The sequence below is a fragment of the Pseudooceanicola sediminis genome, assembly GCF_003575965.1.
GTDB classification, from domain to species: domain Bacteria; phylum Pseudomonadota; class Alphaproteobacteria; order Rhodobacterales; family Rhodobacteraceae; genus Pseudooceanicola; species Pseudooceanicola sediminis.
In genome coordinates, this window is sequence record NZ_QWJJ01000002.1 from 43,876 (window position 1) to 57,235 (window position 13,360).

General features: G+C 64.0%; 10 protein-coding genes. 3 read left to right on the plus strand and 7 right to left on the minus strand.

Annotated features, from left to right (window positions below; translation table 11 throughout):
- Positions 1-53 precede the first annotated feature (53 nt).
- From glcF to DL237_RS02175, 3 genes are all read right to left on the minus strand, one after another.
- Positions 54-1,382 (minus strand): glycolate oxidase subunit GlcF, encoded by a 1,329-nt coding sequence (gene glcF, locus DL237_RS02165; protein WP_119397392.1) that lies wholly within the window; start codon positions 1,380-1,382, stop codon positions 54-56.
- 99 nt (positions 1,383-1,481) lie between these two features.
- Positions 1,482-2,633: an FAD-binding protein gene (locus DL237_RS02170; RefSeq protein WP_119397393.1), complete on the minus strand. Its 1,152-nt coding sequence runs from the start codon at positions 2,631-2,633 to the stop codon at positions 1,482-1,484.
- A 68-nt stretch (positions 2,634-2,701) separates the two neighbouring features.
- Positions 2,702-4,132 carry an FAD-linked oxidase C-terminal domain-containing protein gene (locus DL237_RS02175; protein ID WP_119397394.1) on the minus strand — a complete coding sequence of 477 codons (1,431 nt, stop codon included), beginning with the start codon at positions 4,130-4,132 and terminating at the stop codon, positions 2,702-2,704.
- 112 nt (positions 4,133-4,244) lie between these two features.
- Between DL237_RS02175 and DL237_RS02180 the strand changes: the two genes are divergently transcribed.
- Positions 4,245-4,958: a DUF599 domain-containing protein gene (locus DL237_RS02180; RefSeq protein WP_119397395.1), complete on the plus strand. Its 714-nt coding sequence runs from the start codon at positions 4,245-4,247 to the stop codon at positions 4,956-4,958.
- Between the two features lie 53 nt (positions 4,959-5,011).
- On the opposite strand, the gene DL237_RS02185 is transcribed toward DL237_RS02180, so the two are convergent.
- The 4 genes from DL237_RS02185 to DL237_RS02200 are packed head-to-tail and all read right to left on the minus strand — an operon-like array spanning position 5,012 to position 11,731.
- Positions 5,012-7,063, minus strand: coding sequence for a hypothetical protein (locus tag DL237_RS02185; RefSeq protein WP_119397665.1), 2,052 nt, complete (start codon positions 7,061-7,063; stop codon positions 5,012-5,014).
- The gene (locus tag DL237_RS02190; RefSeq protein WP_119397396.1) at positions 7,063-9,852 is read right to left on the minus strand and encodes a DUF4159 domain-containing protein; all 2,790 of its coding nucleotides are present in this window, start codon (positions 9,850-9,852) and stop codon (positions 7,063-7,065) included. The genes DL237_RS02185 and DL237_RS02190 overlap by 1 nt, the downstream gene beginning before the upstream one ends.
- Positions 9,852-10,727, minus strand: coding sequence for a DUF58 domain-containing protein (locus DL237_RS02195; RefSeq protein WP_119397397.1), 876 nt, complete (start codon positions 10,725-10,727; stop codon positions 9,852-9,854). Before DL237_RS02195 ends, DL237_RS02190 begins: the two co-directional genes overlap by 1 nt.
- Positions 10,724-11,731: an AAA family ATPase gene (locus DL237_RS02200; protein WP_119397398.1), complete on the minus strand. Its 1,008-nt coding sequence runs from the start codon at positions 11,729-11,731 to the stop codon at positions 10,724-10,726. The genes DL237_RS02195 and DL237_RS02200 overlap by 4 nt, the downstream gene beginning before the upstream one ends.
- 70 nt (positions 11,732-11,801) lie before the next feature.
- On the opposite strand from DL237_RS02200, the gene DL237_RS02205 reads away from it, so the two are divergent.
- Both DL237_RS02205 and DL237_RS02210 read left to right on the plus strand, forming a co-directional pair.
- Positions 11,802-12,395, plus strand: coding sequence for a DUF1285 domain-containing protein (locus DL237_RS02205; protein WP_119397666.1), 594 nt, complete (start codon positions 11,802-11,804; stop codon positions 12,393-12,395).
- A 64-nt stretch (positions 12,396-12,459) separates the two neighbouring features.
- Entirely contained in the window at positions 12,460-13,248 is a 789-nt protein-coding gene (locus tag DL237_RS02210; RefSeq protein ID WP_119397399.1) for a hydroxypyruvate isomerase family protein, read from the plus strand.
- The last annotated feature ends 112 nt before the right edge of the window (positions 13,249-13,360 follow it).

The window sequence follows — 13,360 nt, forward strand, 5'->3', positions numbered from 1 at the left end:
CGGTGCTCCGAAAACCCGGTTTCAGCCCGGATGCCCCAGGTGCTGTGCCCCTATCAACGCAGGATCGGCACCGGGTGTTGTGCCCGAGCGCGCGTCATCGCCGGAGGCTTTGGCCCCCCCGTCACCCAGTCCAGCAGCTCGACCGTATGAACCACCGGTACGCCGGTGGCAGATCCGATCTGCATCATGCAGCCGATATTCCCCGCCGCGATGACCTGCGGCTGAAGCGCCTCCAGCGTGCGGACCTTGCGCGCTTTCAACGTGGCGGATATTTCGGGCTGCATCAGGTTGTAGGTGCCGGCAGAGCCGCAGCACAGATGTGCATCCGCTGGCAACATCACCTGAAAACCCGCCGCCGCCAACAGCTTCTTTGGGGGATCGGTAATCTTCTGACCATGCTGTAGCGAACAGGCCGCGTGATAGGCGATCCGCAGGCCCTGCGCCTCGGGGCGCATCGGGTCGGGAAGGGTCAGTTCGGCCAGCAATTCCGTGATATCCCTGGCCAGTCCCGCGACCTTCGCTGCCTGATCACAGAGCGCATGATCGCGAAACATGTGACCGTAATCCTTGACAGTCGTGCCGCAGCCCGAGGTATTGATGACGATGGCATCCAGACCCTCGCCCTCCATCTCGCGGCCCCAGGCGCGGATATTGGCGGCAGCGGCGTCGTGGCTGTCTGTCTCTCGTCCCATGTGATGCGTCAGGGCGCCACAACAACCCGCGCCCTTGGCGACAACCACCTCGACCCCCAGCCGCGTCAGCAGGCGGATCGTCGCATCGTTGATATCGGTGTTCAGCGCCTTTTGCGCGCACCCGGTCATCAGCGCCACACGCTTGCGCCGGGCCCCGCTGGCGGCAAAGCTCTGCGGGGCGTCGTTGCGCGAGACCGGCGGGATACGCGCGGGTGCCATATCCAGCATTGCGCGCAGCCGGGCATCGGGAACGAACCGCCGCAAAGGGCGCACGATCCTCGCCCCCCACAGCGCGGCGCGAAACCGGCGCGGATAGGGTAGAATGGCTGCCAGCAGAGATCGTAACATGCGATCATGCCATGGGCGGCGATACCTCTTTTCGATGTAGGCGCGGGCATGGTCGACCAGGTGCATGTAGTGGACCCCGGACGGACAGGTCGTCATGCAGGCCAGACAGGACAGACAGCGGTCGATGTGCTTGACCGTCTTTTCGTCTGGCACACGTTCATTTTCCAGCATGTCCTTGATCAGGTAGATGCGGCCGCGCGGGCTGTCGAGCTCATCGCCCAGCATTTGGTAGGTCGGGCAGGTGGCGGTGCAAAATCCGCAATGCACACAGGATCGCAGGATCTGGTTCGCCCGCGCCGTCCCGGGGTCGGCCAGTTGTGCCTTGGTAAACGTCGTCTGCATCTCAGCGCGCTGCTCCTGACTTGTCGGGTTTCGGGGCGGTGTTCACGGCAAGCGCCGCCACGACCGTCGTACGGGGGGCACCGCGTGGCCTGACCCAGATCATGCCGGATCCATCAAGCGGGGGTTCAGGATGCCTTTTGGGTCGAAACGCGCCCGCAGGCCCGCCGCGATACGCTCCAGCGGGGCGGACTGCGGATGAAACATCGCCACGGCCGCGCGCTCAGCGCTCGGCGCCCTCACAAGCGTGGCATGTCCCCGCAGCGCCGACACCTCCGACCGCACAACGTCGCTCCGCGCGGATGTCCCCGCCAATGAAAGCCAGATCAGCCCACCCGCCCAGTCACAGATCGCACGATGCGCCACGCCTGCACCCTGCAAGGACGCAAGCAGGGCCGGTGCGTCGGTCGGCCTGACGCAAATCCGCCACAGCGGAGCGTCGCCCCCCGCGAAAGGCACGACATCCCGCACCTGCCGCCACAACGCGGCACTCTCCTCACCTTCGACGATCCTGTGCGGGCCCGGAACCGCCTCGGCAAGACGCGCGATGCGATAGGCCACGCTGCCGCGCAACCCCTCGACGCGAATACGCTGCTCGGCCTCTTCGCCGACAACACCGGGCCCGATCCAGACCGCCCCGCTGACGTCGAACGGCGTGCCCATGGCGCGGCACAGATCCGCGACGCCCGCACGCGCGTCCTGACCGCTCAGCACCAGCGTTGCCTCGGCCTGGGGCACCGCCAGAACCTTCAGGCTGACCTCGCTCAGCACACCCAGCGTCCCCCAGCTCCCCGCCATCAGCTTGACCAGATCATAGCCGGTCACGTTCTTCATCACCCGTCCGCCATTGCGCACGACACGGCCCGCCCCATCGACGAACCGAACCCCAAGCAGGAAATCCCGTGCGGCCCCGACCTGGATGCGCCGCGGCCCCGACACGTTGGCCGCCACGACCCCCCCGATCGTCGGCGCGCCCATAGCCCCCGTCACGCCACGATGATCCATCGGCTCAAAAGCCAGCCGCTGGTTCCGCTCGGCCAGCACGGCTTCGATCTCTGCAACGGGCGTGCCTGCCTGCGCGACAAGTGTCAGGGCACCGGGCTCGTACAGGCTCACCCCGCGCAACCCGCCCGTGTCCAGCGTTTCGCCCGTCACGCGACCGAATGCGCCCCGCGTTCCGCCACCCTTTATGCGCACGGGACTCGCCGCACCTTGCAACAGCTCCGCCAGTTCAACTTCCGTTTCGGGCTTCATGGTCATCTTGCCTCAAATACCTCGGGGTGAATTGGCTGCGGGCACTGCAGACAAGAGGGGCTGGCCCCTCATCCACGCCGTCCGGCACTGACCGCCAGCGGAAAAACCTTGGCCGGGTTCAGCAGCCACTTCGCGTCGAACACATCCTTGATCGCCATCTGCGCTTCCAGGTCGACCGCATCGTATTGCACCAGCATCAGGTCGCGCTTTTCGATCCCAACGCCATGTTCGCCGGTCAGACACCCCCCCACCTCGACACACAGCTTGAGGATCTCGGCCCCCAGTGCCTCGCACAACTCCAGCTGTCCTTCCTCATTTGCATTGAACAGGATCAGCGGGTGCATGTTGCCATCGCCTGCATGAAAGACATTGGCCACGTCCAGACCGAATGTCCGGCTCATCTCGGCGATCCGTCCCAGAACCAGAGGCAAGGTATTCACGGGGATCGTACCGTCCAGGCACATGTAATCGTTGATCTGCCCCATGGCCCCGAAGGCGCTCTTGCGACCCAGCCAGATCTTTGCGCTTTCCTCTGCCGAGGCGCTTTCGCGCAACTCCACGGGGTCGTGACGCCGCGCAATTGCAGTGATGATCGCCAGCTGTTCCTGAATTTCCGCTTCGCTACCCTCGACCTCGATGATCAAAAGCGCCTCGCAGTCGGGATAGCCTGCTCCGGAGAAGTCGTCCGTGGCGCGAATGCAGGGGCGGTCCATGAATTCGATCGCGACAGGAAGGATACCGGATTCGATGATGTCGCTGACACACCGCCCGGCGACCTCGTTGCTGTCATAGCCGATCAGCACGGGTCGGGCGCCCTCGGGCTTGGGCAAGATGCGCAACGTCGCCTCTGTCACGACGCCAAGCTGCCCCTCGCTGCCACAGATCACTCCCAGCAGGTCCAGCCCCGGCGCATCCAGATGACCGCCCCCCACCTCGACGATCTCACCGTTCATGAGAACCAGCGTCACACCAAGCAGGTTGTTGGTTGTCACGCCATATTTCAGGCAATGCGCCCCACCTGAGTTCATCGCGATATTGCCGGCAATCGCACAGGCTAGCTGGCTCGACGGATCCGGGGCGTAAAAAAACCCATCCGCCTCGACAGCGCCCGAAACCGACAGGTTCGTACGGCCCGTCTGCACCCGAATATACCGGTTGGCGTAATCCGTCTCGATCACGGCGTTCATCCGGGCCACGCCCAGGATCACGCAATCCGCGGTCGGCAGCGCCCCTCCCGCCAGGGACGTCCCCGATCCGCGCGGCACCACCGGCACACCCAGTTCGTGGCAGATCGCCAGCACCCGGGAAACTTCCTGCGTTGTGCTTGGCAGGACCGCACACAGGGGGGCACACCGATAGGCGGTCAGCGCGTCGCATTCATAGGCCCGGGTTTCGGCCGGATCATCGATCACCGCATCGGCGGGCAGAACCCGTCGCAAGCGTGCCACAAGGTCGGGTTTTCTTGCGACGACTTGCGCATCAGGGACGGGCATTTCCATTTCGCTGATCCCTTGTTTTGCTGAAAATTCACCGGAGCGCCAGGATTGGTAATATTTTATAACCAATAAATCAGATAGGCAAGACGCCTGACCTCAGGGTATCACGTGGGCCATGACATCGCTGGATTTCCTGACACTTTTCACCGTCTACGACGTGCTGGCCGTGGCCGCGATCCTGTTGGCATGGCTGACAATCGGGTGGCGAATCGAACACCCGTCAAAGCGCCGCCCCTCTGTTTCGATCCTGATGGCAGGCTACCGGCGGGAATGGATGCGTCAGATGGTGACGCGACAGCCCAGGATTTTCGACAGCCACATCCTCAGCACGCTGCGGCAGGGCACGTCTTTCTTCGGATCGGCCACGATGATCGCGATCGGTGGTGTGTTGGCCCTGATCGGCAATTCGGAACCCCTGGGTGGTATCGCCGAACAACTGGGGGCGGACGATACACCGCTGGTGTTCTGGGAAATGAAACTGGTGCTGGTGTTGTTCTTCCTGACCAACGCCTTTCTCAAGTTCGTCTGGTCGCACAGGCTTTTCGGCTATTGCGCGGTCATGATGGGATCGGTCCCGAACGAGATTGACGACAGCCGCGCCGTGACACGCGCACTGAAGGCCGCAGAGGTCAATATCAGTGCCGCGCGGGGGTTTAACCGCGGCCTTCGGTCTGTCTACTTTGCGATGGCCGCAACGGCCTGGGCGCTTGGTCCGATGGGATTGCTGATCGCGACGATCGTCACCTGTTCGATCCTGTGGCGGCGAGAGTTCGCATCCCTGTCACGCGCCGTTCTGCTTTCGGGCAATGACCGCGAAACCGGCATGTGACCGACCTGGCCGATCTGGTCTTGCCAGCTGCCATGTGCCCACTTTCGCAATAGTCAGCGGCGCCCTTCGCGCAACCAGCCCGCCAAGATCATCAATGCGCTCAAAAGCAGCACCAGCCACGGCGGCAACAGAGGGGTTTGCGTGACATTGCGCGTTTCGTAGGCATCTCGGGGCGTCAGGCCGATCCAGCCGCGTCCGGCCGCGGGCCGACCAGCACGAACGTCACGCACGGTCGGCAAACCATCGGAAAGGCGGCGCACACCGCCCCGCGTCTCATCCACCACAGGCGCCAGCGCGCCGCCGTCTGCGATGGTTTCCTCGAACTCGCGCGGGGCCGCGGGGCCAAGACCGATGACGCTGGTCAGGTCACCAGACGTCAACCGATACAACCCGATATCGGGCCCGGAATATTCCGCCTCGAACCGACCGGGAGAGGTTTCCTGCAGCGTGACCTCCTGTTGCGTACCGTCAGGCGCGGTGATCGTCACCGGTCCCGTCGTTTCCGACAGGGTACGGCGCACGATTGTCATCGTTTGCCCGACCGCTTCGGCGGTCAGCGCCTCTTCTTCCAGGTCGGGTTCCTTCATCATCCAGTGCGCCAGGCGCCGCAGCAGTTCAAGTTGCGGACCGCCGCCTTCGAAACCACGGTTCCACAACCAGGCATGATCAGAGGCAAGCAGGGCAACGCGCCCTTCGCCAACCCGATCAAGGATCAGCAGGGGCCGGTCCTCGACACCGGACATGACGACCTGCCCGCGTTCGGGCGTCACGTCGATCTGGCGCATCCAGCGGCCCCAGTCTCCGTCCCAAGCCTGTTCAAGCCCTGCCGTCACGGGGTGGCGTTCACCGAGGTCCGTGACCTTGGGGCGATAACCTTCGTCAAAGACGCGTGCAGTGGGGCGCGCGGGCAGGACCTCGGCCAAGGGAGAGCGATAGAGAGAATCCGCCGAGGCGAAATCAGGCCCGGCCGCAATCAGCACCGCCCCGCCCTTGGTCACGTAATCGCGCACGTTGTCGATGTAGAGGGTCGGCAAGATACCCCGCCGCTTGTAGCGATCAAAGATGATCAGATCGAAGTCCTCGATCTTTTCCAGGAACAACTCGCGCGTCGGAAATGCAATCAACGACAGTTCCGAAACCGGAACGCCATCCTGCTTGGACGGCGGACGCAGGATCGTGAAATGCACCAGGTCCACCGAACTGTCCGATTTCAGCAGGTTGCGCCAGGTCCGGCCGCCGGGATGCGGCTCGCCCGACACCAGCAAGACGCGCAACCTGTCGCGCACACCATTCATCTGCACGATCGCGGAATTGTTGCGCCCGGTCAGCTCTCCGTCCTGTTCGGGCGTCGTGAACTGAATGACATTGCGCCCGCCATGATCCAGTTTTACCGGCAGTTCGAAATCCCGCCCGGTTTCGGCGGTCACCCGGATCGGCTCTCCTCCATCAAGTGAAATCGCCACCTCCGCCTGGCCCTGCACGCCTTCGGGGACCGCGCCGTCATCTTCGATCCGAAGCGTCAGCACAACGTCCTCGCCCAAGATCCCGAAGGCCGGTGCATTCTTGACCACCAGGCGGCGGTCCCAATCCTGGGGCGTCCCGCTGAGCAGGAGGTGCAGCGGCGCGGGCAGACCCGGCGCCTGGTCGAGGTCATGCAAACGACCATCCGACAAAAGGATGACACCCGCGATCCGGGCGCGCGGTTCCTCGGCCAGCGCTTCCGACACGGCCGTCATCAGCAATGTGCCGGCGTCGCCCGGGCCATCCCCAACCTCGATCCGGCGCAGTTCGGTATTGGGGCGCGCCGTTATGCGCGCCGCCAGGGTGTTTGCCGCCTCTTGCGTTTGGGCAGCGCGGTCCGCCAGGCGCTGCGATGCGGACCTGTCTTCGACCAGCAGAACGATGTCGGTCAATGGCGCGCGATCTTCCTGCCGCAGAGAGGGGCCGCTGAGCGCAGCCAGAATCAGCGCCCCGGCCAGGCCACGCCAGGCCCACCCAGCCAGACCCCGCCAAAGGGCAAGCAAGGTGCCAGCGCCGACAATCGCCCCAAGCACCACCAGGACCATCCACGGCAGAAGCGGGTTGAATACGATATGGGCCATCATCATTGTCCCAACCTGTCCAGCAGTGCCGGCACATGCACCTGATCGGATTTATAGTTACCGGTCAGGACGTGCATGATCAGGTTCACGCCAAAACGCAAAGCGATCTCTCTCTGACGTTCCCCGGCAAAGCCGCTGCCCACCGGCACCAACGGATTGCCATTGCCATCGACCGCCCAGGCCGAAGCCCAGTCATTTCCCCCGATCACGACCGGCGTCACTCCGTCGTTCAGGTTGCGGAACGGCATACCTTCGATCAGTTCGGCATCGGCAGGCGCCGCTTCGACCCAGATCGTGCCTTGTGCGAAACGGCCCGGAAAGTCCTGCAAAAGGTAGAAGGTTCGCGTCAGGACATGATCCTTCGGGATCGGTTCAAGCGACGGTATATCCAAAGGTCGCGCAATGTCCTGCAACCGCCTTCCCTCGGGGCTGGCCGCGCCAAAGCCTGCGATATCGGCATCTCGGGTGTCAAAGAGGATCATGCCGCCCGTACGCAGGTAACGGTTCAGCTTGGCATAGGCGGCATCTGAGGGGATCGGCTGAGTCGCGCTGATTGGCCAATACAGAAAGGGAAAAAGCGACAGTTCATCGGTTTCGATGTCCACGGCCATCGGCGCAGCAGGTTCGACCGAAGTGCGGAAGAACAAGGTATCCGACAAGCCCTGCAACCCTGCCTGCGCAAGGTCGTCGAGTTGCTGGTTGCCCGTCACCACGTGAGCCAGAACCAGCTCTGCCGTCGCCGCGAGGGCAAAATCATCGTCAGATGCGGCCCCCTGGGCGTGCGCGCCGGGAACGGGCATCAGTAGCGCCACCAGGGCGATTGCCGCGGTCGTGGCGCGCGAGCCGCGCAGCCGACCGGACAGGGAAAGCGAGGCAAGGATATCTGCCAGCAGGACAAGCAGCGCCAGCGCCAGAAGCAGCCCGCCGAGCGGCCTCTCGTCAGGCCGCGCCAGACCTTCGACGGCGACATCGGCAGGCCAGCGCGTGGCGGCAAGTGTGGTTTCGGCGCCGATGACATTGCGGGCGATGCTGCGATCCTCGCTTTGATACAGACCGGGATGCAGGTTCGGCCCGAGAGGCGCCCCCAACAACAACGCCCCATCGACCCCCGGCAGCGTCCCGGCGTTTGAAATCGTGCCAAAGGCGTCTATCACGCGCAGCGGTTGCCAGACAGACCCCTCCAGGTCGCCGGGATCGGGCGTCGCCGTGATGGAGCTGACCGAGAGCCGTTCCATCATCTGAACGAACAAGCCCGAAAGCGGCAGGTTGGACCATTCTGCATTCGCGGTAACATGGAACAGGACCACCTGCCCCTGGTCGATCCGCTTGCGCGTCACCAACGGCGTGCCATCGCTGAGCCGCGCGATCACGCGCGAGGACAGTGTCGGGTCAGGCTGCGCCATCACCTGTGACGATACGGTGACGTCCTGGGGAATTTCGAGGCCGGAAAACGGGCTGTCCTCGTCAAACTGGGCCAGGGTCTTGGGTTCACCCCAGCTCATCGCACCGCCGACATTGCGCCCGCCGGCACGCAGGCGGACGGGCATCAGGGCGTCTTCGGTGTCCCGGCTGACCTCACTGGCAGCAAGACGGGGGCCGGCGAAACGCAACAGAAGTCCACCCTGAGAGACCCAGTCCAGCAGCATCTTTTCCTCGCCATCCGACAAGGTCGCAACGTCGGCAAGCACGATCACATCCGGATTTGCCGGGAGTATGTCGGTCAATGCGCCGTGCAGCAGGTCCGCGCTCGGTTCCAGCGCCTTTTCCAGGTAATGAAGCGGCGACAGCAGCTCCAACCCCTCGCGATCGTCACGGCCAGCGATCAGCGCCACCTCTCGCCGTCGCAGGCCATCATCCGTCAGGGACACGGCCCCTGCCGAACGTTCGCCGGCAATCGAAAAGTGCGTAAGGCGGGCGCGCAACTCCGCCGGCAGCGCCAGATCCTTGTCTGCCACGGCCTGTCCGGCGGCGAAGGTCACCTCGGCCGCCTCCAGAACCCGCATCGTACCCGCGGGATCGCGCCCATGCGCCTGCACCGAAATCACATGCGGCGCGTCCAGATCGTGACCCGTGCGAATGGCCGTCAGCCTGACCGCTCCGTCCTGGAACCCGCTGGGGCGCAAGGCAACGACATCCTGGCCTGTTTCAAGCACCCGGACCGGACCTTTGGCACGCACGACGTCCAGCACCTCGGCGCGACCAGGCCGATCCAGCCCATCAGAAACCCATACCGTTTCAAATCCGCGATCCACCGCCTTCAACTGATCGATCAGGCTGGCCATGGCGGGAGTGTCGGCAGGCGCGGGCTCCCACGCCTCGGGCGCGAGGCCCGGCAGGCGCGTCAGCCAGGTTTCCGCGGTCTGAAACATCGGTGCCTCAGGGGTGGTCAGGCGCACCACGGCGGTCGGGCGGCCCGCGCGCATCGCTTCGTTCAACAGTGTCTCGATGGCGTTTTCCTTGCGCGGCCATTCGCTGGCCGACGCCCAGCTGCCATCTAGCAGGATCAGCAAGGGCCCCGATGTGTCCTGCCGGTTCTGCGCCGGGTTCAGCACTGGCCCGGCAAGGCCGATGATCACCGCAGCCACGGCCAGCATCCGCAACAGCAGCAGCCACCAGGGCGTGCGGTCGCTGACGCTTTCATTGTCCTTTAGCCCCAGCAGCAGCGCCACGCCGGGAAACCGGCGGCGCACAGGGGCGGGCGGCACCGCACGCAACAAAACCCACAGGATCGGCAAAGCTGCAAGGGCGATCAGCAGCCAGGGCGCGGCGAAACCGATGGGGCCAAGACTCATTACGCGGTTCCCCTGTCGAGTGCCTGCCAGATCCACAGCAGGGCGGATTGTGCCGAGGCTTCGGTGTGATGGGTGCTGAATTGCCAGCCGGTCGCACGGCAAAGTGCGCTCAGGGCATCCTTACGCTCGGCCAGACGGGTCAGGTAGCGGTCGCGCAGGTCATTGGCTTTCAGCGTTTCATGGGCCACGGACCCGCCGACACTCTCGAAAATGGTGCGGCCCTGGAACGGGAAAGCCTCTTCGATCGGGTCGAGGACCTGCAGCAATACGCCGCGAATGCCTCGGTCAGCCGCCTTTGTCAGGGCCTGCGTCAATTGATCCGTTGGACCCAGGAAATCCGACACAAACAGCGCCCGGGTATTGGGTATCATCGCGCGATGCTCGGGAACCCCGAAATCCCCCTGCGACGGAAGGGAAAAGAATTCGGCAAGCCGCAGGATCTGGTTGTTGCCACGGCGCGGTGGCAGGGTCGTGCCTGTCAGCCCCACGCGTTCCCCGCCGCGCACCAGCAGAATCGCTGTTGCCAATGCCAGGCTACGGGCGCGGTCGCCCTTTTGCGGCAGGGTCTTAGATGACGTGAACTGCATCGACGCGGACTGGTCCACCCAGAGCATGACGCTCTGCGCGATCTGCCACTCTCGCTCACGCACGAATCGTTCGTCCGAGCGAGCCGAGCGGCGCCAATCGATCATCCGGCGCGGGTCGCCCGGTTGCACGGGGCGATATTGCCAGAAATCATCGCCCAGTCCGGCCCGTCGCCGCCCGTGATCGCCCAGCAGCACCGTCCCGGCGAGCTGTTCGGCGCGCGCCAGAAGCGGAGGAAACTTCGCAGCTTCCTCCTCGGCCCGATGGCGAAGGGCGGCAGGTGTCCTCACGCGGCTGCCTCGATCCCCGAAACACTGGTGGCGACATCCGCGATCAGCCCGCGAAGATCATCGCCGCGCGCGCGGGCGGCAAAGTTGAGGCCCATGCGATGCGACAGCACGGGCCGCGCCATGGCCAGCACATCCTCGGGCGACGGGGCAAGACGCCCCTGCAACATGGCGCGCGCGCGGACCGTCAGCATCAGGGCCTGCGCGGCGCGGGGCCCAGGACCCCAGGAAACCGTCTCGCGCACGCGGGCCGAGGCCGAGGGATCGTCAGGGCGGCAGGCCCGCACCAGGTCCAGGATCATTTCGACAATGCTGTCGCCCACCGGCATCCGACGCAAGAGTGTCTGCGCCTCCAGCAATTCCGATGCAGTAAACACCGCGTGGGCCTCGGTTTCGGTGGCGCCGGTGGTTGAAAGGAGAATCGCCCGCTCTGTATCGCGATCAGGATAATCCACGTCGATCTTCACGAGGAAACGGTCAAGCTGTGCCTCGGGCAGCGGATAGGTGCCTTCCTGCTCGATCGGGTTCTGCGTGGCGAGGACGTGGAACGGCATTCCGAGGGGGCGATCCTCGCCCGCGACCGTGACCATCTTTTCCTGCATTGCCTGGAGCAGCGCCGACTGCGTGCGTGGCGATGCACGGTTGATTTCATCAGCCATAAGCAACTGGCAGAACACCGGCCCAGACAGAAACCGGAAGCTGCGCGAGCCGTCTGCCGCGGTCTCAAGCACCTCGGAACCAAGGATATCTGCGGGCATCAAGTCCGGCGTGAACTGGATGCGGCTGCCGTCCAACCCCATGACGGTCGACAAGGTTTCGACCAGCCGCGTCTTGCCCAGTCCGGGAAGGCCGATGAGCAGAGCATGCCCGCCGCACAACAAGGCCGACAATGTCAGGTCGACGACCGCCTCCTGGCCGACGAACCGCTGGGTGATGGAGGCTTTGGCCTGCGCCAGCTTTTCCTCGACCGCTTCGATGGCAATCACGAGGTCATCTGCATCTGTCATGGCAAAAACTCCTGTTCGACCTATATCTTGTTTAACGAACTGTACTCACGAGATGGTTAACGGCCAATTCATGCTCACACAAAATACCGTGAAAGTGACAGCAGAGAGTATCCTTGCCTCTGCAAAAGCAGCCAAGGGACGCGGACTTCCGCCTGTTCACGCCTGGAACCCGGAATTTTGCGGCGATCTGGATATGCGTATCGCACGCGATGGCACATGGTTCTATCTGGGAACGCCCATCGGTCGACCTGAGCTGGTGCGCCTGTTCTCGACCATCCTGCGCAAGGATGGGGATCAATACTTCCTCGTCACGCCGGTCGAAAAAGTTGGTATCACGGTTGAGGATGCGCCATTCGTTGCCGTCGATTTCGACGTGGAGGGCACGGGCGAGACGCAATCTCTGACCTTCCTGACCAATGTAGCGGACAAGGCCGCTGCCGGGCCGGATCACCCGATCAGGGTTGTCCGCGACCCGGAGACGGGCGAGCCATCGCCCTATGTGCTGGTGCGCGACAGGCTGGAGGCGTTGATTGATCGCAAGAGTTTCTACCGCCTCGTCGATCTGGGCGACACCTGCGAAAGTGAGGGGCAGGACTGGTTCGGGGTCTGGTCCGGCGGCACGTTTTTCCCGATTATTCCGGCGGACGAGTTGACCGCGCCCTAGGCCGCACGCATCCTGATTCCAGACGGTCGGGCCCCTTGGGCCTTGCGCGGAAGGGGGATGAACCATGCCGAAATTCGCAGCCAGCCTGACGACGCTGTTTACCGAAATTCCCATGCAAAAAAGGGTCTTGGCGGCAGCCGAGGCCGGGTTCGAGGCGGTCGAGATCCCGTTCCCCTATGACACGCCCGCGCAGGACATCCGCAATGCCCTGGGCTTTGCGAACCTGCCGCTGGTCCTGATCAATGCGCCACCGCCCAACTACACGGGTGGCACGGCGGGGTTCGCCGCGATTGTCGGCGCGCAGGAGAGGTTCCGGCATGATTTCCGGCGCGCGTTGCGCTATGCGCAGACGTTGAAAGCCAGGCATATCCACGTCATGTCCGGGGCCGCGTGGGGCGACCAGGCCTTTGATACCATGGTTGAAAACCTCAGATGGGCCTGCGCCTTCGCACCAGAACAGAGCCTGACCATCGAACCGATGAATGCGACCGACCTGCCCGGCTATTTCCTGTGCGATTTCGAGCGTGGTGCGGGGGTCATCGCGGCGGTTGGCGCAGAAAACCTCGGGCTGCAATTCGACACCTACCATGCCCATATGATCACCGGTAACGTACTGGAAAGCTGGGATAAATATGGCGGTCTGGCGCATCATGTGCAGATTGCCGGGCCGCAGGGCCAGCATGAGCCCGAGCAGGGAGAGATCGATTTCCGCAGCTTTTTCGCCCGCCTCGATGCCAGCGGCTATGACGGCTGGGTCGGTGCCGACTATCGACCACGCGGCAGGACCCAGGACGGACTGGGCTGGCTTGCCGATGCGCAGGCGGGACTCGGGGCGTTCAAACGGCCCGCCTGACGTCTGCGATTGGGGCGATGACGCCCCCTGCTGACCCGGATTCAGGAACGTCGGTATTTGAGCGGTATCTGGGCGGTAACTAGGCGGTTTTTGCGCCGCTGAAACCTTTACG